Origin of the sequence: Sinorhizobium fredii USDA 257, assembly GCF_000265205.3 — a bacterium.
In the GTDB taxonomy this organism is placed as follows: Bacteria; Pseudomonadota; Alphaproteobacteria; order Rhizobiales; family Rhizobiaceae; genus Sinorhizobium; species Sinorhizobium fredii_B.
This window is the reverse complement of record NC_018000.1, coordinates 4446113-4469259: the sequence shown is the minus strand read 5'-3', so window position 1 is coordinate 4469259 and position 23147 is coordinate 4446113. Positions and strand designations below refer to the sequence as shown.

Below are 23147 nucleotides of genomic sequence, written 5' to 3'. Positions count from 1 at the left end.
AGTGGAAACCGGAAGATCGGCGCCTATCTGAAGAACGAGTCACAGGAGAGGCGGTCACATGAGCGATGTAGCGGAAATCTGCACGCCGGAAGAGGTGTTGAAATTCTGGTTCACGGAGCTTTCCTATGACCACTGGTTCACGCCAAGTGCCGAGCTCGATAAGCAGTGCATGCAACGCTTTCAGACGTCGCATCTGGTGCTTTCAAGAAGCCTCGACGATATCTGGCGCCAGACACCAAGCAACTGGCTCGCCGCCATCATCCTCTTCGATCAGTTGCCTCGAAACATGTATCGCGGCTCCCCGCTCGCCTATGCGACCGACTGCCTTGCGTTGCGCGAAGCCAAGCTCGCCATCGGTACCAGCGCCGATATTGCGGTGCCGTCGGAATGGCGCCCTTTCTTCTACATGCCCTTCGAGCACTCCGAAAACCTCACCGATCAGACGATGTCGGTGAAGCTATTTACCGCGCTTGGCGATCCCGGCTATCTCGATTATGCCATCCGCCACCGGGAGGTGATCGAACGGTTCGGGCGCTTTCCCCATCGCAACACGATCCTGGGACGTATTTCGACCCCGGCCGAGGAGGAATATCTCGCGCAGCCGGGCGCCGGATTCTAGATCCTGCGTGGTCATCACGGGGAGCCGATTGAACGAAACAAGTACAGCCGCCTTTATACGCCTGAGGGAGAACTTACGGCGCCATGGGGATTACGTAGGGAGGGAAGGTCATGAGCATCAAGACGCTGCCGTGGGAAGGCGGGTGCCGCTGCGGACAAGTGCGCATCAAGGTCAGCGCTCCGCCGTTGCTCACCATGGCATGCCATTGCACGGGGTGTCAGCGCATGACGGCGAGCGCCTACTCACTGAGTGTCGCGGTCCCCAGCGAAGGCTTCGCCGTAACCAAGGGCGACCCGGTGATCGGCGGGCTGCACGGCGCGACGCGCCATTATTTCTGTCCGCACTGCATGAGTTGGATGTTCACGCGGCCCGAAGGAATGGACTGGTTCGTAAACGTTCGCGCGACCATGCTCGATGACGCTGGCCGGTTCACACCCTTCATCGAAACCTGGACGAGCGAGAAATTGCCGTGGGCGATCACGCCTGCCATTCACAGCTACGAGACGGTGCCGGCTATGGAAGACTATGAAGGGCTGCTGCAAGAATATTCGGAATGGGCCGCGAAGCCGGAGGCGTGAGACTTTCTATCAACGCGGACCTGGGCTGCCTATCGAGGCAGACCTGGTCTGCTTGCGTGACGGTGACCCGGTCGGTCGTTACTCCCGGCGTTGCAAAGATCGCAGCAAGGACCGCGGCGAGCACCGTCATCGTTGCCGCGTCCGGCCCGACGATGAGCTTCCGTGAGGGGCCGAAGAGCGCACAAGCGACGAGCGGCGCGATGCTGGCGTAGAGCCCTGTTTCCGGCGGAAGGCCGGCGATCGCGGGATAGGCGATGGCGCTCGGCGGGCCGACTGCGGCAATCGCCAGGCCGGCAGAGACGTCGCTGCGCAAGGCGCTCGTTTGATAACCGTCGAGACCGGCGAAAAGGGGCAGTCGGGGGATGTTCAAGGGCATTCGGACGCCCTCCGGATCAATGCCCAGTCAGAACAAGTGTCTGCACCGGCAGGAGCAGCGCTTGCAGCCTGAGGATCATCGCGTGCACGAGCCCGACCGCATCCACCATATGCAGGAACAGCCACCGCGAGGTGCCTATGTCGGGCGACTGCAACTCATCGTGATTGCTGGTGTAAGCATTGGCGATGCAACTGCTTCCCGGCGGTATGTCCGAGAACTCGCCCAGAAACAGCGGTTCGAGAAATGTGGTCAGCGTTCCCGGTCTAGCCATTTGTTGCACGTCTGCGAGCTGATCGGTCGGGCGAATTTGCCCGGTTGCGATGACCTGCTGGACCTCGGTGACGACCATCGGGATGATGGTGAAGGGTTTGCCGATGCAGGTCGCCTCGGCGATCATTCCGGGTTTCATGACCTGGGCCTCGATCTGGCCGAAGCCGGCAATCAGCCCTATGCGGCGATCATCGGGCACGAGAATGCCGGCCGACCGGATTGCCGGATTGACGATGTCGCCGGGCCGCAAGGCGAATTGCTGAACCATGCCGGCCGTTCCGGCACGTATAATGGTCTTGTCGAGTTCCACCTGAGCTTGGGCCAGTGTCGCCTCGGCGCTTGCCTTCTGTGCCGGCAGCAGGGTCGAGATCTTTGTCTCCAGCGTCTGCTTGTTCGCAATGGCCGCATCGAGTGCACCCTTCCGAGCGTTCACGGTAACCTGGCGCCTTTCGATGTCGCGCTTTGCCACCACGTTCGGATTGCGCCGATTGAGTTCGACCTGTGTGGCCAGTTCATCGAGGGCCTGCTGGTAGGCGCCCTCTGCCTGCGCGATCAGGCCGTCGGCCGATGCCAGTTCGGTCTTGGCGACAGCCGTTTCGGCGTCGATTTCCGCGACGCGCCGTCGGGCCGTTTCAAGCGCCGCCTGCTGTTCCTTGTTATCGAGGCGGAAGAGGGGAGCGCCAGCGGCGACTTTCTCGTTCGTGCCGACGAAGACCTCGGCCACCCGCCCATTTCTCTCAGGCAATATAGTGACCGTACGGAAGACCGCCGTGACGTTCTTTGTTGACGGATGATAGTAGAAAATCAGGGTTATCAGCGACACCGTCAGGATCACGCAGGCGGTGATGCCCCATCTGAGTTCGAACCACATCGAATAAAGATTGATCTCGCGCCCGATCCGCTTTCCCTGAACGTAGCGTCGGAAGAGGAAATCCGGAAGGATCGTAAGCATCGAACAGATCAAGAACTCCAGCATGGCTCACCCCCTCCGCTCTGATAAGGTGTCGTTCGGCGAAGGCTCCGGTTCGAACGGTGCCCATTGGTGCTCGGGCTGCGCCGGATGAGGTTTTGACGGCGTGACGGGAGGTACCGTCGCCGCGGTTTCGAAAAGCCGTTCGTCCCGATGGGCGATTTTTTGCAGCGAGTCGGCCATCGAACTCATGGGCGTCGAAAAGTCCGGAAATTCGATCAATGCCAGGAGCAGCGCGGCGATCCAGAAGAGGTGATTGTGCGTGAAGAGCGCAATCAGCGACAAAACAGCCACCAATTGCAACTGCACCTTGCTGGCGCCGTGCGCCATATGCTCCGGCAGAGCGTGCAGCCTGAGGTACAGGACGCCGACCAGAAGGATCAGCAGCAGCACGAACACGACCATGACATTGAAGAGGATATCCGTGTCGCCCGGTGCTGTGATGAATATGGGTAGATGATCGACTGCGGCCGAATGCATCGAGTCTGCCATTTACGTTCCCTCACGCAGACCGCGGTATTGCGCAGTTCATCATACCTCTTTCTTGTTTCCCAGTCTCCCTTTTGGGTGAATGCGTCGATAAAGGTCCGATTGAAGCCGGTCCCGCGCACGACCGAGAGGTGTGATAATTGTGAACGGACGGAGATTCACGTAGAAATCGTCGCCCCGGTACGGCTTTGCATCTTTTTGCCGTGTTCCGTATGCACATCGGACGAGCTGATCGCTTCGGCGACTCCGCCTGTGCGGCCCCCGGATTTCGAAGGATATCGAATTGCATTCCGCTGGAAAGTTGACCGTTTTGTTGATTGCTGTCTCATTCGTCGCGCTGACGCTGGCCGGCGGAGGATCCGCGGCGGCCCAACAAGCGGAGCAACCGCAACAGGCGACGCCTGCGATGCAGGCCCCCTCGCAGCAGCCCCAGCCGGCCGCGCAAATCAAGCCTGCGCAGGCCGCTCAACCGGCTCAAGGTGAGGCAGACGATGCCGGGGCAGCAGCTGGTTCTCCATTGTTGCAGCAGGCGGAAGAGCAGCTCGCCCAGGCCGAACGCGACCTCAAGCGGCTTACCGATCGCGTCCAGGGTGCCAAGGATGACGATACCCTGCTCGCCGAACTGAAGGTGCAGGTCGATGCGCTTTCCGGGCAGATTCTCGCCGCGACCGTCGCGACGCGGCCCCGACTGGAGGAAATCAAGGCGAGGCTTACCGAACTTGGCGATCCGCCCGGCGAGGGGCAACCGCCGGAAGCCGCTATCCTGACCGAGGAAAGGAAGGGTCTGCTCGCCGAGCGCGGCGCGATAAACGCCTTGACGGGTCGTGCGGAGAACCTCTCGGTCGAGGCGAGGAAGCTTGCCAATGCCGTCACTGCGACCAGGCGTGCGCTCTTCTCGAACACGCTTCTGAAGCACACGGAAATCTCGGCGGCAACGCTGGGCGAGGCGGTTACGACGACGATCGGCGAGACCCAGGCGCTGTCGCGCAGCGTCGGCAGCTGGCTGACATTTGCCTGGAACTACAAGCGTGTGCCCTTTCTCACCGCGATCTTCCTCTCGCTCTGCGCTGCGCTGATCTTCCTGGCTGGCAGCCGCCGGCTTTTCTCGCCCTTCCTCCGGCACGACGGCGATGAGGAGCAGCCGAACTATTTCAGGCAGCTTTCGGTGGCGTTCTGGTCAACCATGATCCCGACGGTGTCGGCCTCCGCCTTTGCCGCGTCGAGCTACTTTTTCCTAAATAGTTTCAACGTATTGCGGCCGGATATTGCGCCAATCCTGGCCGTCATCCTGGCTGTCGGCGTTGCGCAGCTCTTCGTGACCAGCCTTGCCAAGGCCGTGCTGTCGCCACGGCATTCGAACTGGCGCCTCGTGCGCGTTTCGGATCGCGGCGCGAGAATGCTGTTCATTTCAATCTTCGTGATGGCGCTGGTCAATATCCTCGATTACCTCGCCGGAAGCATCAGCGAATCCCTTGGCTCTCCCGTCATACTGACCGTCGCCAAGAGCTTCCTTGCGTCGATCGTCATCGGTCTCATCTTGATGTCGATGGCCTGGATCCGGCCGACGCTGAGGCCGGAGGAAGCCTTCGACGCGCCGGGCAGGCCCTGGCCACGGGTCATCTGGATTTCGCTTCTCCTCATGGGGGCGCTGCTTATTGCCGTTGCGCTCGCCGGCTATGTCGGCCTCGCCCGCTTCATCGCCTCGCAAATCATCATCACCGGCGCGATCCTGGTGACGATGTACATCGGCATTCTCACCGGCAGATCGGTTTCCAAGCAGGGCGCCTTCGCCGAGACGATGGGAGGGCGCTACCTCGAACGCCGCTTCAATCTAGAGCAGGTGGCACTTGACCAAGTAGGCCTTGCCGCCGGGCTCGCCATCTATGCCCTGGTACTTTCGTTTTTTATCCCGCTGATCCTGCTGCAATGGGGCTTCCAGATCGCCGACATTGAGTCGTGGGTCTATCGGTTCGTCACCGAGATCAGGATCGGAACGATTACCATCTCGCTCGTCGGCCTTCTCGCCGGCGTGCTTTTCTTCGCGCTGGGCTTTGTCGTCACCCGTTGGGTGCAGCGCTGGATCGACGGCAACATCATGGCGCGCAGCCGCGTCGATGCCGGCGTGCGCAATTCCATCCGCACCGGCATCGGCTATATCGGCGTCGCCCTCGCCGGGCTCATCGGCGTTTCGGCGGCGGGCATCGACCTCTCAAGCCTCGCGCTTGTTGCCGGTGCTCTCTCGCTCGGCGTCGGTTTCGGCCTGCAGAACATCGTCTCGAACTTCGTCTCCGGCCTGATCCTGCTTGTCGAGCGCCCCTTCAAGGTTGGCGACTGGATCGTTAGCGGCACGACCGAGGGTTTCGTCCGGCGCATTTCGGTCCGCGCGACCGAGATCGAGACTTTCCAGCATCAGTCGATCATGATGCCGAACTCGCTGCTCATCAACGCGTCAGTCGGCAACTGGACCCACCGCAACAAGCTTGGACGCTCCGAGATCTCCGTCACGCTCAGCTATGCCAGCGATCCGCGCCGGGTGATCGATCTGCTGCACGAAATTGCCGCCGCCCATCCGATGGTCCTCAAGAACCCGGCGCCCAATGTCGGCTTCACCGCCTTCGGCGACGAGCGCATGACCTTCGAATTGCGCATCTATGTCGCCGACGTGCTGACGGCCGGCAATGTCCGCAACGACATTCGTGTGTCGATCTACGAGCGTTTCCGAGACGAGGAGATCGGTGCCCCGTTCCCGGTGAAGGTAGAGGACACGACGCCTGAGGAAGCAACGCCGTCCGACGTCGAGTTCCCAGCGGTTGAGGAGGATAAGGCGGAGATGCCGGCGGAGGAGAGTGAGACGCGCGGCCGGTCCGTTGGAAAGCGCAGCAGCAGCCGCTGAGAAGAATGATCCTCGAATATCGTGGCCACCGGCGAGGCTTGCGAGCAAGGGTGCGGACGGGCAAGGGGTGCCGGAATGCCTGGCACGGCCACCTGTATCACCAGCTCGACTTGCCACGCTTGTCGGCGCCGTACTTCGCTACCGCTGCCGTAAGGGCCGGCGCCTTCACGGCACCGGCTCCCGAACATGGTGACAAAAACGAGCAAGCGGCGCGAGGCCACCCCGTCAGAAGCCGCTGCTACAGCCCGGCCAAGGCCTGGGCGACCGGCGCGACGTGTGGCCATACTTCCAATGCGCCGCGATAGATCATGTCGATAGAGACATAGAGAATGATGGCCAAACCGACATAGGCGATCCAGTGGTAGCGGGCGAGCAGTCTGGCGATGAAGCTCGCGGCAATGCCCATCATCGCGATGGAGAGCATAAGCCCGAAGACGAGGACCGTCGGGTGCTCACGCGCGGCGCCCGCCACGGCGAGGACGTTGTCGAGCGACATCGACACGTCGGCCACAACGATCTGGGTCGCCGCCTGTCTGAAAGTCTTCTTCGGCGCGTTGGCGGCGTCCAGTCCAACCTCTTCGTGCCCGCCCGAACGAATCTCACGCCACATTTTCCAGCAGACCCAAAGCAGGAGAATGCCGCCGGCGAGGAGGAGCCCGATGATTGCCAGAAGCTGGACGGTGAAGGCCGCAAGCACGATACGAAGCACGGTGGCCGCGATAATGCCGACGAGAATCGCCTTCTTGCGTTGCTCTATCGGCAGACCGGCTGCCGCGAGGCCGATAACGACGGCATTGTCCCCGGCAAGTACGAGGTCGATGACGATAACTTGCATGAGCGCCAATAGTCCGGCGGACGTGAAAATCTCCATAGGCGGTAATCCTTATACCCTGTATCCCCGAAACGCCGGGCCGGCGTTGCAAACGCATAGACCGTGAACAATCGAGGGATCAAGGGGCAGGGAAGATATCGCCCAAAAGATATTGCGGAGAACGGCGATTCGCAGTCGCAACGGGCGTTTCGCCCGTCCTGTCTTGGGCTTGCCCACGGGGTGAGGGTCGCGATTGCTTCTGAACAGCCGCTCGATATTCCATTCAGCGCGTATTCAGCACTTCTCTTGTAAAAAAGCATGCAATTCACCCGCCACCGTTTGGGCTGGCGTCGGCTGAAGGGGGTGGCCGGTAGTTTTGCCACGGGCGAAAGGGTGACCGGCCAAAGGGGCGGCGCGCGGGTAGCGCGTCGAAGGCCATGAAAACAGTTGTTGCTGCCTTGCTTTGCGGCACGTTCGTCGCCGGCGGTGCGAATGCTGCGATGGTGACCAATAAGGATGGGCAATCCGCCATATTGGTAATTGTCGAGGGGGAAAGCCGGATCGAAGTGGTCGTCGATTCCGGCGCTACGGAAATGATCTGCCCAAGCGGCTGCTTCGTGACCGCGCCGAGCGGCGATCACATCGGTCTCCAAGGTGATGAGACAATCGAAATCGTTAACGGGTCCGTTGTGGTCAAGTAAAGAAAACAGCCACCAATAAACGAGCGGCGGCGCTTTTCCGCCGCCGCGGTCTTGAGCTGGACATTTTTTCTTACTGCAGCTCAGGCGTGGTGGGCGCTGACCGCCTTGACCAGTTCGCCTGCCATTTCCTGGCTGGAGCAGTGGGAAATATCGCCGAGCGACAGCATGCCGACCATGCGCTTGTCTTCGTTGATGACCGGCAGCCGCCTGATCTTTTTCAACTCCATCAGATGAACGGCGTCTTCGACGGACTCATTGGTGCGGCAATAGACGATTTCCTCGGTCATGACGTCGCGGGCCGTCAGGGAGGCGACGTCCCGGCCGTTGGCCAGCGCTCGTAGCGTGATGTCGCGATCCGTCACCATTCCGATCAGGCGATCGTTCTCGCCGACCGGGAGCGCGCCTATATCCTCTTCCTTCATGATGCGCGCGATCGTCCGCAAATCCGTTTCCGGGCCGACCCACCGAACACCGGAATGCATGGCTTCTTCGGTTCTCATCATATCCTCCCATGGTTCACGAACCCTATTATACGCCTGAAATCATGGCTAATGGTCGGAAACTGACGGCCTGACGGGAAATTCGCACGCGCATTCTATGCGCGCAGACGGTTGCGCTCACAGGAGCGAATGCGGTCGCTCAGGTCAACTTCCGTCGCCGTTCCAGCTCTGCTTCGGATGGCTGCGCGAATTCGAACGAACCCGTGACGACCGGTCCGCCGCGGACATATTTGTTGACCGTGACGCCGGTTCCGGAAACCTTCGAACTGACCAGTTTCAGCGCCATTGGCGTCGCTCCGTCGCCGAACAGCTTCTTGCCTTTTCCGAGAATGACGGGGAAGTACGAGACATACATCTCGTCGACCAGATCATTGCGGAAAAGGGTCTGAAGGAAATCGGTCGAGCCCTGCGTCAACAGATCCGGTCCTTCCTCGCTTTTCAAATTGGCAAGCGTGGCGAGCACGTCGCTGCCGAGCGTCTGACTGTTTTGCCAATGAAGCTTCAAGTCCGGATTGCGCGTCGCGACATATTTTGTGATTCGATCGAACAGCGAACCGATCGGGTCGCCGGCGCCGGCATAGGGCCAATGCGCCGCGAAGATGTCATAGGTTTTTCGGCCGAGCAGAAGGTCAAACGGCTCGGAAAACATCTCGTCCACCGCCTTTCCCATGGCTTCGTCGAAATAGGGGAAGGCCCAGCCGCCATACTTGAAGCCGCCGACAGGATCTTCGTGCGGCCCACCCGGCGCCTGCATGATTCCATCAAGACTTGCGAATGCACCAACGATGATCTTTCTCATTATCGCTCTCCTTCGTCGCCATGTTCCTATGGATTAAGACGGATTGCAGCGGCTGATTCCGACAGTCGCCAGGCGATAATTTCGATGTTTGATCGACCCTTTCCGTCGCGTCGCTGGTGGGGCAAGGGGACTTCGCTCGCGATAGGTGCTCCACTCGAGTCTCGGCGGTGAAAGCCTCAATCAGAGGGGATTCTTCTCGTAGATCGTCGTCCCCGGCGGCAGTTGAACCCAGGAGTGCCGGCGGCAATCATAGACCGAATCCTGCGGCGGCGGAAACGTGGGGTCAGCAAAGCCGCCGACTGCGACACCAACCGAGGATTCATCGCCGCCTTCCTCCGTGTGGAACAGGTTTGTCCCGCAAACGGGACAGAAGCGAAACCTGAACTTCGCTCCCTGGTCGCCGACGCGAACGTATTCAATCGCGGTGCCGTAGACCTTGTAAGGTGCTGCGAAGCCGGCGAGGGCTGCAAAGACGCTACCGGTACGACGCTGGCAGGCAAGGCAGTGGCAAACACCGATGCCGAGCGGCTCGCCCTGGACCTCGATGCGCAACTGGCCGCATGAACACGTGGCTGTTCGAGAACGCATTGTGCATCACCTCGCAGGACGTTGTAGATGATCCGCGTCGGGGCAGGCCCGATGTGCCTCTTGGGTTTCCGCTCAGTCATCGTATTCAAAATAGCGGCGCCATTCGCCTTCGCCGCCATGACGTCGTTCGCGATATGTCCGACGGAAAACGCGGCGTTCGCAATAGCCGTCTTCACAATAGGTATCGACGATCCGCTCGTTCACGACCCCGTTATTGGACGAACTGTTCGAGCTTGTGTTCGATGATTGGCTGCCGGCCTCGGCCGTGCTGGCCACCATTGCCGCGGCGGTAAATAGAATCAGCGGGATACGCATGGCTTACTCCTTCACCTGCCACCACATTCAGCCGTCAAGCCTGAACCTCTCCTGAACGATGGATATCTGGTTTGGCGGGCCTCACGGGATCGCAAAAATGCTGATCTCGTTGGCGATGCCGCGTAGTGTGACATTGTGCGACATCGGGCTTAGGCCCCGGTCCGAAAGAAGGCCGGAGGCGCGCGGGTCTTCGAGCACTGAGCCCGTCGCGAAGATCTCGCGCGCGGTGGCAAGGTGCTGGACGCGCGAGGCGATATTGACGGTCTGGCCGAAATAGTCCTGCCGCTCGTTCAGATTGACCGCGATACACGGCCCTTCGTGAATGCCGATCTTTAGTAGCAAATCCTCGCTGCCGCGTTCGTCGTTCAGCTTGCGCATGGCGTCGCGCATCCGCATGGCCGCGGCGACCGCTCGGTCTGGTGTCGGGAAGGTCGCCATCACCGCATCGCCGATCGTCTTGACGACGGCGCCGGCCTCGGCCGCGACGATTTCGTTCAGGACTCGGAAATGCGCGCGCACGAGGTCGAACGCCGCCAAGTCGCCGACACGCTCGTAGAGCTCGGTCGAGCCGCGCAGGTCGGTAAAGAGGAAGGTGAGGCTGGTGATCTTCAGCCGCTGGTCGACGTCGAGCGTATCGGTGCGGTAGATGTCGCGGAAGGTCTGGTTGGAGAGCAGCCGCTTGGCGGTGAGGAACGGTCGACGGCGACCGAGCATGCTATGCAGCGCCTCGTTGGCGATGCAGACCGAGGGGAGGGTGCGGACCTCCGCATGGTTCTCCACCTGGATCCGAAGCGGGCCGGGCTGCATCTTCAGCGTCTCGGCATGCCGGTGTGATCGATCGAAGACGAGGGCAAGGTTCCGACGCTCCCTGGTCGGCTCGCCGCTGACGTCCAGAAACTGTGCCGCATGCGTCACCGGCTCGAAGACGATGATGAACTCCGCCGGAAGCTGCAACGAGATGACGGCCTTTTCACCTGGCGGCAGTTCCAGCGTCTCGATAATGAACTCATCGAACTTCTCCTCGTAATCGTCTTCCGGCAGGTCGATGCCGGAGCCCCAATACATCTGGCGGAAATATTCGATCGCCGGCAATTCGTGAGGGTTATGGGCCTCGATGTGGCGCACCCGCGGGCTCACCGTGAAGGTCACCTCGACCATCTCGTCGAGGGTCGGCTCATAGCCGGCGGCGCAGAGTGCGCAAGTATATTCGGTGCTCTGCACTGTCTTCAATGATGTATTGGCATCGAGCACGCCGCCACAGCCGGGGCAGAGGACGTTCCAGGAAAGCTCGAAAATACCGAGCCGCGAGGCGTGCAGGAAGGCGGCAATCGTCTCCTCCTCGTCGAGCCCTTCGGCGGCGGCAAAGGCGAGCGCATTGATGCGGCAGAGCTTGCTGTCCGGCGCATCCCGAACGAGCCGCTCGAAGGCATTGATGACCTCCGGCTTCACCGACTGGCGCAGCACTTCAAATAGAGTCTGAGCTTCACCCATGCGGGCATTCTATACGGAAAATCCACCACGGTCAGGCGATTTGATCGCGATGGAGCAAGCGGAAGTTCCGTGCAACCAGACCGGATGGCACGGCTTCGCCCGGCGACGGCAAAGATGGCTTTTTCCGCAAGCCTCGCTGTCGCGCTCAGTACCTGCGGGGCCTCCATTAACACCCAATAAAGCCTCTTCCCCTACGATGCTTGCGGGGACACTCTTTCACATAGGCGATCAATGTCATTCTTCGGCGTTTCCGGAATGTATTATTCCGGCGAATCCCTTGGCGAGCACCGCATTGTGCTTGCCGAGGACTCCAACCTGTTTTCCTCGATGGTGTCGAAGCGACTGAAGGAGTTGTTCGATATCGACGTAATCGTCTGCCGCGACTACGAGGATCTGCAGTTTGCCGTCGAGAATGCCTCCTTTCCGGCCTCGCTTGCCATTTCCAATATCAACCTGCCGGGTGCGGAAAACGGCGAAGCGCTGAACTACCTGATCGACATGAGCGTGCCGACCGTCGTCTTCACCGGCTCCTTCCAGGAGAAGACGCGCGAGGCGATCCTGGCCAAGGATATCGTCGACTATGTCATCAAGGACAGCGTCTTCGCCGTCGACATGCTAGCGGAATCGGTCTGCCGGTTCCTCACCAACGAGAAGCATCATGTGCTGATCGTCGACGACAGCCCGACTGCCCGGGCGCTGCTTACCACGCAGTTGAAGCGCTACAATTTTCGCACGAGCTCGGCCGAGAGCGGGGCAGCAGCGCTGGAAATCCTGAAGAACAATCAGGACATCGCTCTGGTCATCACCGACTACAACATGCCGGACATCGACGGCTTCGAACTGACGCGCCGCATCCGCTCGGCCCATGGTCCACATCAGTTGCGCATCATCGGCGTTTCGTCGTCGACCAACCGCCTGCTTTCCGCGCGCTTCCTCAAGGCCGGGGGTAACGATTTCGTCCTGCGTCCCTTCGTTAACGAGGAGTTCTATTGCCGCGTCAATCAGAACCTCGATACTCTGACAAAGATCAAGACATTGAGCGAAAGGGCGAAAATCCCCGCCTGACGCGCGTATAATTTCTTAAGCAAGCGATTGAAATTCCGTGCTGCTGGTTGCCCTGTTAACGAAATTGCAACCGGCAGCCCGTTCAATCGCGACAAATAGAAATGGGGAAATTCCCGAATACGCGCTTCTCACCGAAGGGGGTTTGGTCAGCGGCGCGAACGGGCGCAAATACAGATTGGGCCATGGGGGCTCCGCCACAGGGATCAGTACGCGCCGAGGCGAAAAGCCTCAGCGTCGCTGCGACTGAAGCACGGGGTTGCCGAAGGGGATGGGGTTGCAGGGATCGTGAGATTGCGCCGCGCGTCGGGACGGGCGAACCATGTTCAGAAGCACCGCGACAAGCGTCTGCTGCTCGTCGAGGATTCGCGAATGTTCGCGGCCGCTCTCAAGCACGGGCTGGAGCTCACGCACGGAATAAATGTCGCCCATTGCGCCTCGCTCGCCGCGGTGAAGGCTGAGGTCGCTGCGGCGGGGGAATGGGCGTTTTCGCTTGCGGTTCTCGATCTCAACCTGCCCGACGCGCCGAATTGCGAGGCATTGGACTTCATCCTCGCGAACAATGTACCGGCTATCGTCTTCACTGCCGCCTTCAACGACCGCACCCGCGATCAGATCCTGAATCGAGGCGTTGCCGACTGCATTGTCAAGAACGAGCCGGAATCGATCGAGCGACTGATCGCGGCGGTCGACCGGGTCCTCACCAAGGGTCGAACCACGGTGCTGCTCGTCGACTCCTGTGCGACCTCGCGACAGGACCTTGCGGGCATCCTGCGGCGTGGGCTGTTTGCGGTAATCGAGGCGTCGGAGGCCTGGGAAGCACTGCAAGTCCTGGACCAGGGCGAGATCATCGACGTCATCGTCACCGATACGGGTCTCGCCGACCTAGCGGGTCTCGCCCTGCTCGAAGAGGTGCACAAGCGTCAGGGCGATGATGCCGTGCCGATCATCGGCCTTTCGGACCAAGGAGATGCGCGCCTGGCGGCGCGCTTCATCGAAGCCGGCGGGGCGGATTTCATCCGCAAGCCTTTCCTCGAGGCTGAATTCAGCGGCCGCATCCGTCACGCCGCCACGCTACAGAAGCGTATTCAGGCCCTGAAGCTCGCGGCGGCCAGCGACTACCTGACGGGGACATTCAACCGCCGGCATTTCTTCATGACCGGGCCGCGCCTGGTTGATCAATATCTCAGACGCGGCGAGGGGACATCGATCGCCGTCCTCGACATCGACCATTTCAAACGCCTCAATGACACCTACGGCCACGAAATCGGCGATCTCGTGCTGAAGCACGTTGCCCGGCGATTGAAAACGCTGGTCGGCGAAGAGCATCTCCTGGCGCGCCTGGGCGGCGAGGAGTTCGGCATTCTTTTCGATGGCCTCGGCGTGCGTGACGCCTTCGCCTTTTGTGAAAGGCTGCGGGCGGAGCTCGCGAAATCGAAGATCGTCGCCGACGACGAGGAACTGGCGATCACCGTCTCGATCGGCCTTGCGACGATCGAAGCGCCGGAAGCTTTCGAGAATTACCTGCACGCCGCCGACCAGTTCCTCTACATGGCGAAACATGCCGGGCGAAACCGCGTCATCTCCGAGCTCACGCTGCTCGATGCTTTGGCGTCGTAAGCGGCAGTAGGCCGAACGTCGGCCTACTACCAAACTCGTTCAACGCGCCATTTGCAGCGTCAGCTTGCGCTCGGCGCGCTCCTGCTGCGGCGAGCGGTTGTAGAGTTCGCGATAACACTTGGAGAAGTGTGAAGCGGAGACGAAACCGCAGGCGACGGCGACTTCGACCACCGGCATCGACGACTGGATCAGCAGGTGCCGGGCGCGATCGAGGCGAATCTCCAGATAATAGCGCGCCGGCGAACGGCCCATCTCCTGGCGGAACAGCCGCTCGATCTGGCGGCGCGACAGGTCAGCGCTTTCGGCGATCTCGAGGAGCGAAAGCGGCTCGGAGAGGTTCGCCTCCATCAATTCGATGATCGAGAGAACCTTGGCATTCTGCACGCCGAGGCGGGCGCGGAGTGGAAGCCGCTGGCGGTCATGTGGACCGCGAACGCGATCGGTCAAAGCCTGCTCGCAGACTCGGTTGACCAGGCTTTCGCCGAAGTCCTGGTCGATCAGGTTCAACATCATGTCGAGCGAAGCGGTGCCGCCAGCGCAGGTGTAGATGTTGCTGTCGATTTCATAGAGGTCGGCATAGACTTCCGCCTGCGGGAAGCTCTCGGAAAAGCCGGGCAGGTTTTCCCAGTGGATGGCGCAGCGCTTGCCCGTGAGCAGACCGGCGGAGGCCAGCACATGGGCGCCCGTACAGAGGCTGCCGACGGCGATGCCGCGATTGTAGACTTCGCGCAGCCAGGCATTGACCGATTTGTTCTGGAACTCCTCGACATAAACGCCCGAACAGACCAGCACCATGGACGGACGGTTTTCGCCCGCCAGAAACTTGCGCTCGTCCGCAAGCGAGGTGTTGACCTCGAGTGCGATGCCGGCGGATGAGAAGACCTTCTGACCATCGGTCGAAGCGAGGCGCCATGTGTAGGCCTCGTAGCCAAGCATGCGGTTGGCGATGCGGAGCGTTTCTATCGCCGCGGAAAAGGGCAGCATTGAAAAGTTCGGCACCAGAAAGAAGACGAGCGAGCGCTTTTTGGTCAGAGGCTTGTTCATGAGGCTTCCCATGCTGGACGAGGGTGTCTATTCGTCGCTTGTAATATGTCATGCGGCTTGTCGATTTGCGACATTGACATGGAAAGCCGCGACCGAGAAGAAATTTCGCATTGCGACATGAGGCAAATGGAGGCGTCAACGGCGATACTCCGGCGATTTGGTAAAAAGCGACAGAACGCCCGGCTGTGGTGGCGCAAACCGGCTAGAAACGTCCCCTCGCGACGCGGAGGTTCAACTTGCCTTCCCTGGTTGCAGTTTTGTCAATTGCGACTAATCCGACGCGGGACGACGCTGATGTCGGTATCTGACAAGATGCCGCCCGGCGCCCCGCCGCAGGGATCTTGTATTTGTGCTTATTATAGGGTAGGGGGCCACACTATGGCTCACACGATCAGAAACCAGGCGAAGCTCATCGCACGCGTCCGTCGCCTCAGGGGGCAGATGGAGGCGATTGAGCGTGCGCTTGAGGCCGAACGGTCTTGCGGCGACATCCTCAATCTCGTGGCGTCCGTGCGCGGTGCTGTCCAAGGGCTGACTCTGGAGTTGATCGAGGATCATCTCCTTGCGCACGTGGCAGGCCCGAGCGCGGGAACGGATCGGGAGCAGGGCGCTGCCGAATTGATCGAGGTCGTCAGGAGATACCTGAAATGAGCGAAGCCAGTCTCAACGAATCCGCACGGTTCGGCCATGATCATGTCTTTCTCGGCGGCGACCACCGGCGCAACGAGCGCCGCACCTGGTTCGTCATCGCGTTGACGACGGCGACGATGGTGGCAGAGATCGCCGCGGGCACCATCTATGGTTCGATGGCGCTGGTCGCGGACGGCTGGCACATGTCCACTCACGCCGCCGCCATGCTGATTGCGGCCCTTGCCTATGTCTACGCCCGGCACAATGCCCGCAATCCGCGCTTCACTTTCGGCACCGGCAAGCTCGGCGATCTCGCCGGCTTTGCAAGCGCCGTGACGCTCGCCCTTATCGCTCTGCTTATCGGCTGGGAGAGCCTCGTACGGCTCTCTAATCCGATCGCGATCAGCTTCCCGCAGGCGATCGCCGTCGCCGCACTTGGCCTCGTCGTCAATCTTGCCTGTGCCTGGCTGCTTCGGGACAATCACTCGCATCACCATGCTCTGCGCCATCATGACCATGACCATGCGCACCATGGCCGCGGTGACCACCATCATCACGATGACGCGGCTGGCCGCGACAACAACCTGCGCGCAGCTTACCTGCATGTGCTCGCCGACGCGCTCACCTCCGTTCTGGCGATTGTCGCGCTGGCCGTCGGAAGCATGAATGGCTGGATATGGCTTGATCCGCTGATGGGTGTCGTCGGCGCATTGGTGATCGCTCGTTGGTCGCTAAGCCTCATTCGCGACACGGGCAGCGTCCTTCTCGACTATCTCCCAGCCGGCGAGCGCCTGCCGGGGGACATCCGCGCGGCGATCGAGACGGATGGTGACCGGATAACCGACCTGCACGTCTGGCAGCTCGGCCCCGGCCATCACGGCGCCATTGTCTCGCTGGTGAGCAGAAATCCGAAGAGTCCATCGCTCTATCGCCGCAAGCTCGCGCATCTGCGCGAACTTTCGCATGTGACCATCGAAGTCGAGCCCCTGCAGCGACCTTTGTGCGTCTGATAAGACGCGCGGCGCTGTAGTCAGCCGGCGGGCTTGCCCTCGCGTGCCGTGATTCGTTCGTGCGCATCCCGGAGAGGCATTCGGCGGTAGACGTGACGACCAATCCCCTTAATCGGCAGCGCTTCGCCGCGGACCGTCTCAACGGGATCGCCGATGCGAAGACCTCTATGCAGACCCACCGACGGCTATTTTTCGGCGGATGGTGGACGCAATCTTTATGCATTGAAGAGGCGACAGTTTCTCTTCCTCGATCAGCAGGCAGCCGAAAACATGAAGGGCATTCCGTTTGCGGGAATGCCCTTCATCGTCTCATCACCCAGCAATTGCGGGGCGTATGACAGGTCGTGTCACTTTTCATTGCTCCGTCTTATGCACCGCGTCATCGACCGATGGGTAGCCGATGTCCTTCAGCGTATCGTAGGAGAGGTTTTCCAGAATGCGCTCGTTGCGATGCCGCTTCCAAGCGGCCCAGGCGCGGGCACGCAGGCTGAAAAGGCCGGGCAAAGCGGCGAGGCTCTGGCTTGATGAAGGCGAGGAGTGCTGGTTCGTAGACATTGCTGGTTCCTTCTGAGCTTTTCAAAAGGTCGCGACCATGTGTCGTTTTATGGCGCAACCCTATTGATCAATCAAACGAATATGCTTGATGTTTTCCATCAAACATCGTGATCTGTTACGGCTCCACGCAACAGCTTGTATCAGGTGCCCTGATCACCTTCTGTTCCGCTTGTAACAGGTCGTTTCTGACCCTGGCCGGCAGTTTCGCCAATTGGCGCCGGGTTTCCACCCGGTTTCTCGCGACGTTGGTAGCGCGCCTTCTGTCAGCAATCCGCTCGATGAAGATTCGTGCTCGCGACAGCATTGCTAGAACGAAATCACCGTCGTCGACTGCCTGCCGGGTGAAGCCTCTTAATTGCAAGCCTTCTGCGTCCATCATCGGCACGCCTTTACGGTTTGCAGGAGTGCCACTGATCCGTCGTGCGGTTGCGGCGGCGTTGTCGATGGCCAATGTCAGGGCGGTCATGACCTTGCTCCTTTGCGTTATGCGGGGTGGTTCCCGCCTGCTTGCGAGCTTGACTATCGCTCCGATGTGATGTTCAATCAAACGAAATGGAGTTAAGCTATCTTTCAGATTTTTTGATTGAGGAGGCCGCCATGAACATGATGCTGCGCCACGCGCTTCCGCTGCTGGAAATGGACGTGTTGAAGACCTTTGTCGCCATTGCCGAAACCGGCAATTTCACGACTGCTGCCGAAGCGGTGTACCGCACACCCTCCGCCGTCTCGATGCAGATCAAAAAGCTCGAGGAGACGCTGGGCTGCACGCTGTTCCTGCGCGATGCGCGGTCGGTCTCGTTGACGCCGAAGGGCGAGTTGCTGCTCGGCTTCGCCCGCCGGCTTTTGTCGCTCAACAACGAAACGGTGTCTCGCTTCCTGCTGCCCGACATGAACGGCGTGGTGCGTGTCGGTGCGCCGGAGGACGTCGGCGAGCGCATCCTGCCCGAGGTGCTGAAGCGCTTTGCCGAGACGTACCCGAATGTCACAATTGATGTGTCGATCGGCATGAGCAACGCCATGCGCAAGCGGGTCGACGAGCACAGGCTCGATATCGCCATCTACAACAGCCTGTCCGACGAAGCGGGCAGGGACGGCGAAATCCTCATGCAGGAAAAGCTGGTCTGGGCTGGCGCCAAGTGCGGCAACGCGCATCTGCGCGATCCGTTGCCGGTTTCGATGTGGGAGGACGGCTGTGTCTGGCGCGCCGATGCGGTGGAGAAGCTGTCGCGGGCCGGCCGCAAGTTCCGCGTGGCGTTCCTCAGCGCCTATACAACGGGACAGCGGGCTGCGGTGCTTGCCGGCCTTGCGATCGCGCCTCTGCCGCGCTACCTCGTCCAGGGTGAGATGGTGCAACTCGGCGAGCGCGACGGCCTGCCGGATCTCGGCCACTACGACATCGGTCTGAAAGTGGTCGAGGATGCGCCGGCACCGGTGCTCGCGGTTGCCGAACACGTCCGCGAGGCCTTCGCCGACCTCCAGATGCAGGCGGGCAGGGTGGCTGAGCCCGTCTAGCCCGACCTCCCGCAACTTGGACGCCAGCTTGACCGCCATAAGTATGAGCTTATAATAAGCCATGACTTATGAAGGAAAGCTTTTCGCCGCATTGGCCGACCCGACACGCCGCGCCATTTTCGAATGCGTTGCAGGACGTCGACAGTCGGTCGCCGAACTAGCGCGTGCCGTGCCAGTATCGCAGCCGGCGATCTCGCAGCACTTGAAGGTCTTGAAGCAGGCAGGCCTCGTCCGGGACGAAGCCGCGGGCGCCCGACGGATCTATTGCATAGATCCCGCCGGGCTGGGGCCGCTCCGGCAGTGGGTGGACCGCTTCTGGGCCGACCAGCTTGACGCGTTCAAATCCATCGTCGAGGCAGACGATAGAGGTGAGAACAACCGGGAGGAACCTCATGCACATGATCGAACCGGTTCCGGTACGTAAATCAGTCATCGTCCGCGCATCGCCGCAGAAGGCCTTCGACGTCTTCGTCAACGGCATGGGAGGGTGGTGGATCAGAGAGCACAGTCTCACGGAGTCCGGCCAGAAGACGGTGATCGTCGAGGCCAGAGCCGGCGGCAGATGGTTCGAGGTGGGCAATGCCGGCGAGGAGCGTGATTGGGGCCGCGTCATCGCGTGCGATCCGCCGCATCGCATTCTTCTCGCGTGGCAGCTTAACGCCGAGTTCGACTTCGACCCGGCGTTCCAAACCGAAGTCGAAGTCTGGTTCGAAGCGACGAGCGAAAACGAGACCACCGTGACGCTCGAGCATCGCCAACTGGCAAACTACGGCGCCAAAGCTCACGACCTGCGCGGTGTGCTCGACTCTGAAAAAGGTTGGGGCGGGTTGCTGGCCTCCTTCGCCGCAAAGGCGGCGTGAGAAGCCGGACGCCGATCGCGCCTACTCTCGGCTCCTACGCCTCCTGCGTCCCCCGCCTTCGCCATCGTCTGCCAGCACCTTGCGCTCCGGTAGCGCAACGACTTCGGCCAGCTTCGGGAAGGCGTCGACCTTGTTCGGCATCGCCATGGCGTTGACGAAGTGCTCCTGAAATTTCGATTCAAGAGCCGTCTCTATCTTCTCGATTTTCCTCACGGTTTCCTCAATCTCACGACGGTGGTCGCGGTTGAGGAGCGCCATCAGGGCACCGGTGCCGGCGGCATTGCCGACAGCCTTTACCTCATCGAGGTCGCAATCCGGGATCAGGCCCAGCACCATAGCGTATTTCGGATCGATGAATGAGCCGAAGGCCCCGGCAAAGCGGACCGTATCGACCCGGTCGACGCCCTGCTTTTCCATCAAGAGCTTGATCCCGGCATAGAGCGCCGCCTTGGCCAGCTGGATCGCCCGGATGTCGTTCTGCGTGACGGTGATGCGCTGATCCCCGTCATGCAGCAGATAGGAGAAGGTGCGGCCGTTCGGAACGATGCGCGGGCTTCTTGCGGCCATGCCGCCATCGACCACACCGTCCTGTGAGATGATCCCTGTCAGATACATCTCGGCGACCACTTCGATGATCGCCGAACCGCAGATGCCGGTGACGCCGACCGCTGCGGCGGCCTCGGCGAAACCCTCTTCATCCGACCATTTGTCGACGCCGATCACGCGGAAGCGCGGCTCCAGCGTTTCCGGGTCGATGCGGACGCGCTCGATCGCGCCCGGGGCGGCGCGCTGGCCGGAGGAAATCTCGGCGCCCTCGAAGGCCGGTCCGGTCGGCGAGGAGGCGGCAACGACGCGTTCCCGGTTGCCGAGCACGATCTCGGCATTGGTGCCGACATCGACGAGCAGCATCATCTTGTCCTGCCGGTGCGGGCCTTCCGAAAGTGCAGCACCGGCGGCGTCCGCCCCGACATGGCCGGCGATGCAGGGCAGCATGTAGAGTCTGGCGCCGCGATTGACCTCGATGTCGATCTCATGCGCCCAATATTGCAGCGCGCCGGAAACGGCGAGCGCGAACGGCGCCTGGCCGAGCTCGGTCGGGTCGATGCCGAGGAACAGGTGGTGCATGATGGGGTTGCCGACGATCACCATGTCGAGGATATCGTGGCGGTCGACCTCGCCCTCGGCGCAGACCTCACCGATCAGGCCGTTCACCGCCTCGCGCACCGCCTTGGTCATCGCCTCGCGGCCATCCGGGTTCATCATCACGTAGGAGACGCGGCTCATCAGATCCTCGCCGAAGCGGATCTGCGGGTTTGATGTGCCGGAGGAGGCGACGATACGGCCGGACAAGAGCGACACCAGGTGCATGGCGATCGTCGTCGAGCCGATGTCGCAGGCAATGCCATAGGCCTCGTTCTTCAATCCCGGCCAGAGACCGACGATGAAGGGACGCGAGGAATCCATGTCCCGGTGGATCGCGGCGGTCACCGCCCAGTTGCCCTTGCGCAGCATGCCCTGCATCTGCGGGATCAGGTGCGGAGCAATCAAGAGATCCTTCCAGCCCCAGTCCTTCTCCAGAACAGCCTTCATCCGGTCTAGATCGCCGAGCGGCTTGTGCATGTCCGGCTCGTCCACCTCGACATAGCACATCTGGACGGCGGCATTGCGCTCGATCACCCGGTCCGACGCAGCTTTACGCACCACCTGCGCATTGATGACCGTATCCTGCGGCACGTCAATGACGAGATCCCCGAGGATCTGGGCGGAACAGGAAAGGCGCCGGCCATCGGGCAGTTCGCGCACGCTCGCGTAGCGCTGTTCCTTCGGGCCAACCGGCGAGATATGCTCGTTCGACGAGACGATCTTGTGCTTAGCGAAATTGCCTTCCTGCACGGAGACCTGGCAGCGTCCGCAGGTCGCGCGTCCGCCGCAGACGCTCTCGACATAGACTCCGAGCGAACGCGCGGCGTCAAGGATCGGCGTGCCGATCGGGAAGCGCCCGCGCTTGCCCGATGGCATGAACAGCACCAGCGGATCGGTCTTGTTGTCCTTCGGCGGCACGTTCAACATTTTCCTGTCTCGCCAGCAATCCAAGGGGTTTGAGCGACCTCGCGCGTCCGAAGCGACGCGCGGCGCCAGTTTATTTCGAGAGCCGGCGGGCGTTGGCCCGCACGCGCTTGGCATAGGGGCGCAGGGCGGCGGCCGTCACGCGGTTGTGGCCGTCGGAAACGGTCTTCCCGGCGGCAAATGCTGATGCGAGTCCCATTCCCTCTTTCGCGATGGCGACGTTCGCTGCAACAACGCTTTCCGCGACTGCGGCCATCTTCTCCGTCACCATGCGATTGTTTTCGGCATAGTCCGTTGCAGAGCCGGTCATGGCGGCAAACGCCATGGCTTGTGTGCGGGCGGCAATGACCATCGGCGCCTGGAACCACAGCGCCATCAGATCGCTCGCGAGGGAATGTCTTGCCATGACTATTCCCCCCTTGCCGCGCCGCCGGCGCGAGCCGCACGTCCGCCACGCCGTCCGCCGCCGGCTGCCGGTGACGCCGCGGCCACGACATGGCCGCCTTCGGCCGGCTTGTGGTCGCGATAGGTCATGATCCAGTTGGAGCAATTCGCGTCAGTCCCGTTCAAGACGTTTGCGGCGCGCACGGCTTCCATTTCCTGCGGACGGCAGGGATTCATGATCGCCGAGGTCATGCCGGCGCCGATCACCATTGGGATGAAGCCGGCATTGATGCCGTGGCGGTGCGGCAGGCCGAAGGAGATGTTGGAGAGGCCGCAGGTGGTATTCACCTTCAATTCCTCGCGCAGGCGGCGCAGCAGCGCGAAGACCTGCCGGCCGGCATCGCCAAGCGCGCCGATCGGCATGACGAGCGGATCGACAACGATATCGTGAGGCTTGATGCCGTGATCCATGGCGCGCTCGACGATCTTCTTGGCGACGGCGAAGCGCACGTCCGGGTCCATCGAGATGCCGGTTTCGTCGTTGGAAATCGCCACGACCGGTACGTCGTATTTCTTGACGAGCGGCAGGATCGCTTCCAGCTTTTCCTCTTCGCCGGTGACCGAGTTGACCAGCGGCCGGCCCTTGGCGACGCGAAGGCCTGCTTCGATCGCAGCCGTCACGGAGCTGTCGATCGACAGCGGCACGTCGACGAGGCCCTGGACGATCTCCAGCGTCTTGACGAGCAGCGGCGGTTCGGTCTCGTTGGGGTTGACAGCGGTCACACCTGCATTGACATCCAGCATCGTCGCGCCCGCGGCGACCTGCTCCAGCGCGTCCTTGATAACCGTATCGAAGTTGCCTTCGATCATTTCGGCAGCGAGCTTCTTGCGCCCGGTCGGGTTGATGCGTTCGCCGATGACGCAGAAGGGCTGGTCGAAGCCGATGACGATCTCGCGTGTGGCGGAAGCGACGATGGTGCGGGTCATATAAGATCCTCTGATC

General features: G+C 61.2%; 25 protein-coding genes and 2 pseudogenes. 11 read left to right on the top strand and 16 right to left on the bottom strand.

Annotated elements, in window-relative coordinates; all coding sequences use genetic code 11:
* Nucleotides 1–58: 58 nt before the first annotated feature.
* Together USDA257_RS20890 and USDA257_RS20885 are read left to right on the top strand one after the other, a co-directional pair.
* Nucleotides 59–619, top strand: coding sequence for a DUF924 family protein (locus USDA257_RS20890; RefSeq protein ID WP_014764954.1), 561 nt, complete (start codon nucleotides 59–61; stop codon nucleotides 617–619).
* Between the two features lie 110 nt (nucleotides 620–729).
* Entirely contained in the window at nucleotides 730–1197 is a 468-nt protein-coding gene (locus USDA257_RS20885; RefSeq protein ID WP_014764953.1) for a GFA family protein, read from the top strand.
* A 49-nt stretch (nucleotides 1198–1246) separates the two neighbouring features.
* Here the strand turns inward: USDA257_RS20885 and USDA257_RS20880 are convergent.
* The 3 genes and pseudogenes from USDA257_RS20880 to USDA257_RS20870 form a co-directional block, all read right to left on the bottom strand.
* Nucleotides 1247–1573, bottom strand: a pseudogene (locus USDA257_RS20880) (SulP family inorganic anion transporter); the annotation flags it as partial.
* A gap of 16 nt (nucleotides 1574–1589) precedes the next feature.
* Entirely contained in the window at nucleotides 1590–2819 is a 1230-nt protein-coding gene (locus tag USDA257_RS20875; protein ID WP_014764951.1) for an HlyD family secretion protein, read from the bottom strand.
* Nucleotides 2820–2822: 3 nt separating this feature from the next.
* Nucleotides 2823–3305, bottom strand: a complete 483-nt coding sequence (locus tag USDA257_RS20870) for a hypothetical protein (protein WP_014764950.1) — start codon at nucleotides 3303–3305, stop codon at nucleotides 2823–2825.
* 403 nt (nucleotides 3306–3708) lie between these two features.
* Between USDA257_RS20870 and USDA257_RS20865 the strand changes: the two genes are divergently transcribed.
* Nucleotides 3709–6195 carry a mechanosensitive ion channel family protein gene (locus USDA257_RS20865; protein ID WP_014764949.1) on the top strand — a complete coding sequence of 829 codons (2487 nt, stop codon included), beginning with the start codon at nucleotides 3709–3711 and terminating at the stop codon, nucleotides 6193–6195.
* Between the two features lie 238 nt (nucleotides 6196–6433).
* Here the strand turns inward: USDA257_RS20865 and USDA257_RS20860 are convergent, their stop codons facing one another.
* Nucleotides 6434–7066 (bottom strand): TerC family protein, encoded by a 633-nt coding sequence (locus USDA257_RS20860; protein WP_014764948.1) that lies wholly within the window; start codon nucleotides 7064–7066, stop codon nucleotides 6434–6436.
* Nucleotides 7067–7443: 377 nt separating this feature from the next.
* On the opposite strand from USDA257_RS20860, the gene USDA257_RS20855 reads away from it, so the two are divergent.
* Nucleotides 7444–7707 (top strand): hypothetical protein, encoded by a 264-nt coding sequence (locus USDA257_RS20855; RefSeq protein ID WP_014764947.1) that lies wholly within the window; start codon nucleotides 7444–7446, stop codon nucleotides 7705–7707.
* An 80-nt stretch (nucleotides 7708–7787) separates the two neighbouring features.
* Here USDA257_RS20855 and USDA257_RS20850 read toward each other — a convergent pair whose 3' ends face one another.
* The 5 genes from USDA257_RS20850 to USDA257_RS20830 all read right to left on the bottom strand — a co-directional run bounded on the left by USDA257_RS20850 (nucleotide 7788) and on the right by USDA257_RS20830 (nucleotide 11400).
* The gene (locus tag USDA257_RS20850; RefSeq protein WP_014764946.1) at nucleotides 7788–8207 is read right to left on the bottom strand and encodes a CBS domain-containing protein; all 420 of its coding nucleotides are present in this window, start codon (nucleotides 8205–8207) and stop codon (nucleotides 7788–7790) included.
* A gap of 139 nt (nucleotides 8208–8346) precedes the next feature.
* Entirely contained in the window at nucleotides 8347–9006 is a 660-nt protein-coding gene (locus USDA257_RS20845; protein ID WP_014764945.1) for a dihydrofolate reductase family protein, read from the bottom strand.
* 180 nt (nucleotides 9007–9186) lie between these two features.
* Entirely contained in the window at nucleotides 9187–9594 is a 408-nt protein-coding gene (locus USDA257_RS20840) for a GFA family protein (protein ID WP_014764944.1), read from the bottom strand.
* Nucleotides 9595–9666: 72 nt separating this feature from the next.
* Nucleotides 9667–9909 carry a hypothetical protein gene (locus USDA257_RS20835; RefSeq protein ID WP_041414477.1) on the bottom strand — a complete coding sequence of 81 codons (243 nt, stop codon included), beginning with the start codon at nucleotides 9907–9909 and terminating at the stop codon, nucleotides 9667–9669.
* Between the two features lie 81 nt (nucleotides 9910–9990).
* Nucleotides 9991–11400 carry an adenylate/guanylate cyclase domain-containing protein gene (locus USDA257_RS20830; RefSeq protein ID WP_014764941.1) on the bottom strand — a complete coding sequence of 470 codons (1410 nt, stop codon included), beginning with the start codon at nucleotides 11398–11400 and terminating at the stop codon, nucleotides 9991–9993.
* A 231-nt stretch (nucleotides 11401–11631) separates the two neighbouring features.
* Here USDA257_RS20830 and USDA257_RS20825 point away from each other — a divergent pair, with 231 nt between their 5' ends.
* On the top strand, nucleotides 11632–12465 hold the full coding sequence (locus tag USDA257_RS20825) for a response regulator (RefSeq protein ID WP_014764940.1): 834 nt from the start codon (nucleotides 11632–11634) through the stop codon (nucleotides 12463–12465).
* A 285-nt stretch (nucleotides 12466–12750) separates the two neighbouring features.
* Nucleotides 12751–14082, top strand: coding sequence for a GGDEF domain-containing protein (locus tag USDA257_RS20820; protein WP_014764939.1), 1332 nt, complete (start codon nucleotides 12751–12753; stop codon nucleotides 14080–14082).
* A 39-nt stretch (nucleotides 14083–14121) separates the two neighbouring features.
* Here USDA257_RS20820 and USDA257_RS20815 read toward each other — a convergent pair whose 3' ends face one another.
* Nucleotides 14122–15126 (bottom strand): GlxA family transcriptional regulator, encoded by a 1005-nt coding sequence (locus tag USDA257_RS20815; RefSeq protein WP_012708387.1) that lies wholly within the window; start codon nucleotides 15124–15126, stop codon nucleotides 14122–14124.
* A gap of 378 nt (nucleotides 15127–15504) precedes the next feature.
* Between USDA257_RS20815 and USDA257_RS20810 the strand changes: the two genes are divergently transcribed.
* The gene (locus tag USDA257_RS20810) at nucleotides 15505–15777 is read left to right on the top strand and encodes a metal/formaldehyde-sensitive transcriptional repressor (protein ID WP_041414476.1); all 273 of its coding nucleotides are present in this window, start codon (nucleotides 15505–15507) and stop codon (nucleotides 15775–15777) included.
* Nucleotides 15774–16766 (top strand): CDF family Co(II)/Ni(II) efflux transporter DmeF, encoded by a 993-nt coding sequence (gene dmeF / locus USDA257_RS20805; RefSeq protein WP_014764936.1) that lies wholly within the window; start codon nucleotides 15774–15776, stop codon nucleotides 16764–16766. The genes USDA257_RS20810 and dmeF overlap by 4 nt, the downstream gene beginning before the upstream one ends.
* An 80-nt stretch (nucleotides 16767–16846) precedes the next feature.
* Here the strand turns inward: dmeF and USDA257_RS38960 are convergent.
* The 3 genes and pseudogenes from USDA257_RS38960 to USDA257_RS20795 all read right to left on the bottom strand — a co-directional run.
* A pseudogene (locus USDA257_RS38960) lies at nucleotides 16847–16927 on the bottom strand (Hint domain-containing protein); the annotation flags it as partial.
* A gap of 193 nt (nucleotides 16928–17120) precedes the next feature.
* Nucleotides 17121–17321 (bottom strand): hypothetical protein, encoded by a 201-nt coding sequence (locus USDA257_RS35610; RefSeq protein WP_014764935.1) that lies wholly within the window; start codon nucleotides 17319–17321, stop codon nucleotides 17121–17123.
* Nucleotides 17322–17436: 115 nt separating this feature from the next.
* Nucleotides 17437–17787 (bottom strand): hypothetical protein, encoded by a 351-nt coding sequence (locus USDA257_RS20795; RefSeq protein ID WP_223843350.1) that lies wholly within the window; start codon nucleotides 17785–17787, stop codon nucleotides 17437–17439.
* A gap of 131 nt (nucleotides 17788–17918) precedes the next feature.
* Here USDA257_RS20795 and USDA257_RS20790 point away from each other — a divergent pair, with 131 nt between their 5' ends.
* From USDA257_RS20790 to USDA257_RS20780, 3 genes are all read left to right on the top strand, one after another.
* Nucleotides 17919–18833, top strand: coding sequence for a LysR substrate-binding domain-containing protein (locus USDA257_RS20790; protein ID WP_014764934.1), 915 nt, complete (start codon nucleotides 17919–17921; stop codon nucleotides 18831–18833).
* Between the two features lie 61 nt (nucleotides 18834–18894).
* Entirely contained in the window at nucleotides 18895–19257 is a 363-nt protein-coding gene (locus USDA257_RS20785) for an ArsR/SmtB family transcription factor (protein WP_048657420.1), read from the top strand.
* The gene (locus USDA257_RS20780) at nucleotides 19226–19693 is read left to right on the top strand and encodes an SRPBCC family protein (protein ID WP_014764933.1); all 468 of its coding nucleotides are present in this window, start codon (nucleotides 19226–19228) and stop codon (nucleotides 19691–19693) included. Before USDA257_RS20785 ends, USDA257_RS20780 begins: the two co-directional genes overlap by 32 nt.
* Before the next feature lie 21 nt (nucleotides 19694–19714).
* Here the strand turns inward: USDA257_RS20780 and USDA257_RS20775 are convergent, their stop codons facing one another.
* From USDA257_RS20775 to USDA257_RS20765, 3 genes are all read right to left on the bottom strand, one after another.
* Nucleotides 19715–21763 (bottom strand): ASKHA domain-containing protein, encoded by a 2049-nt coding sequence (locus USDA257_RS20775; RefSeq protein ID WP_041414475.1) that lies wholly within the window; start codon nucleotides 21761–21763, stop codon nucleotides 19715–19717.
* A gap of 70 nt (nucleotides 21764–21833) precedes the next feature.
* Nucleotides 21834–22166, bottom strand: coding sequence for a hypothetical protein (locus USDA257_RS20770; protein ID WP_014764931.1), 333 nt, complete (start codon nucleotides 22164–22166; stop codon nucleotides 21834–21836).
* Between the two features lie 2 nt (nucleotides 22167–22168).
* A complete protein-coding gene (locus USDA257_RS20765) occupies nucleotides 22169–23131 on the bottom strand; it encodes a methyltetrahydrofolate cobalamin methyltransferase (protein WP_014764930.1) in 963 nt (320 codons plus the stop codon).
* Nucleotides 23132–23147: the final 16 nt, after the last annotated feature.

Coding starts and splice junctions, on each gene's coding strand:
- USDA257_RS20825 (WP_014764940.1), top strand. CDS start 11,632: ATGTCATTCTTCGGCGTTTCCGGAATGTATTATTCCGGCGAATCCCTT.
- USDA257_RS20785 (WP_048657420.1), top strand. CDS start 18,895: ATGACTTATGAAGGAAAGCTTTTCGCCGCATTGGCCGACCCGACACGC.
- USDA257_RS20815 (WP_012708387.1), bottom strand. CDS start 15,126: ATGAACAAGCCTCTGACCAAAAAGCGCTCGCTCGTCTTCTTTCTGGTG.
- USDA257_RS20835 (WP_041414477.1), bottom strand. CDS start 9,909: ATGCGTATCCCGCTGATTCTATTTACCGCCGCGGCAATGGTGGCCAGC.
- USDA257_RS20850 (WP_014764946.1), bottom strand. CDS start 8,207: ATGAGAACCGAAGAAGCCATGCATTCCGGTGTTCGGTGGGTCGGCCCG.
- USDA257_RS20775 (WP_041414475.1), bottom strand. CDS start 21,763: ATGTTGAACGTGCCGCCGAAGGACAACAAGACCGATCCGCTGGTGCTG.
- USDA257_RS20780 (WP_014764933.1), top strand. CDS start 19,226: ATGCACATGATCGAACCGGTTCCGGTACGTAAATCAGTCATCGTCCGC.
- USDA257_RS20795 (WP_223843350.1), bottom strand. CDS start 17,787: ATGACCGCCCTGACATTGGCCATCGACAACGCCGCCGCAACCGCACGA.
- USDA257_RS20865 (WP_014764949.1), top strand. CDS start 3,709: ATGCAGGCCCCCTCGCAGCAGCCCCAGCCGGCCGCGCAAATCAAGCCT.
- USDA257_RS20770 (WP_014764931.1), bottom strand. CDS start 22,166: ATGGCAAGACATTCCCTCGCGAGCGATCTGATGGCGCTGTGGTTCCAG.
- USDA257_RS20855 (WP_014764947.1), top strand. CDS start 7,444: ATGAAAACAGTTGTTGCTGCCTTGCTTTGCGGCACGTTCGTCGCCGGC.
- USDA257_RS20870 (WP_014764950.1), bottom strand. CDS start 3,305: ATGGCAGACTCGATGCATTCGGCCGCAGTCGATCATCTACCCATATTC.
- USDA257_RS20885 (WP_014764953.1), top strand. CDS start 730: ATGAGCATCAAGACGCTGCCGTGGGAAGGCGGGTGCCGCTGCGGACAA.
- USDA257_RS20860 (WP_014764948.1), bottom strand. CDS start 7,066: ATGGAGATTTTCACGTCCGCCGGACTATTGGCGCTCATGCAAGTTATC.
- USDA257_RS20845 (WP_014764945.1), bottom strand. CDS start 9,006: ATGAGAAAGATCATCGTTGGTGCATTCGCAAGTCTTGATGGAATCATG.
- USDA257_RS20830 (WP_014764941.1), bottom strand. CDS start 11,400: ATGGGTGAAGCTCAGACTCTATTTGAAGTGCTGCGCCAGTCGGTGAAG.
- USDA257_RS20765 (WP_014764930.1), bottom strand. CDS start 23,131: ATGACCCGCACCATCGTCGCTTCCGCCACACGCGAGATCGTCATCGGC.
- dmeF (WP_014764936.1), top strand. CDS start 15,774: ATGAGCGAAGCCAGTCTCAACGAATCCGCACGGTTCGGCCATGATCAT.
- USDA257_RS35610 (WP_014764935.1), bottom strand. CDS start 17,321: ATGTCTACGAACCAGCACTCCTCGCCTTCATCAAGCCAGAGCCTCGCC.
- USDA257_RS20790 (WP_014764934.1), top strand. CDS start 17,919: ATGAACATGATGCTGCGCCACGCGCTTCCGCTGCTGGAAATGGACGTG.
- USDA257_RS20875 (WP_014764951.1), bottom strand. CDS start 2,819: ATGCTGGAGTTCTTGATCTGTTCGATGCTTACGATCCTTCCGGATTTC.
- USDA257_RS20840 (WP_014764944.1), bottom strand. CDS start 9,594: ATGCGTTCTCGAACAGCCACGTGTTCATGCGGCCAGTTGCGCATCGAG.
- USDA257_RS20890 (WP_014764954.1), top strand. CDS start 59: ATGAGCGATGTAGCGGAAATCTGCACGCCGGAAGAGGTGTTGAAATTC.
- USDA257_RS20810 (WP_041414476.1), top strand. CDS start 15,505: ATGGCTCACACGATCAGAAACCAGGCGAAGCTCATCGCACGCGTCCGT.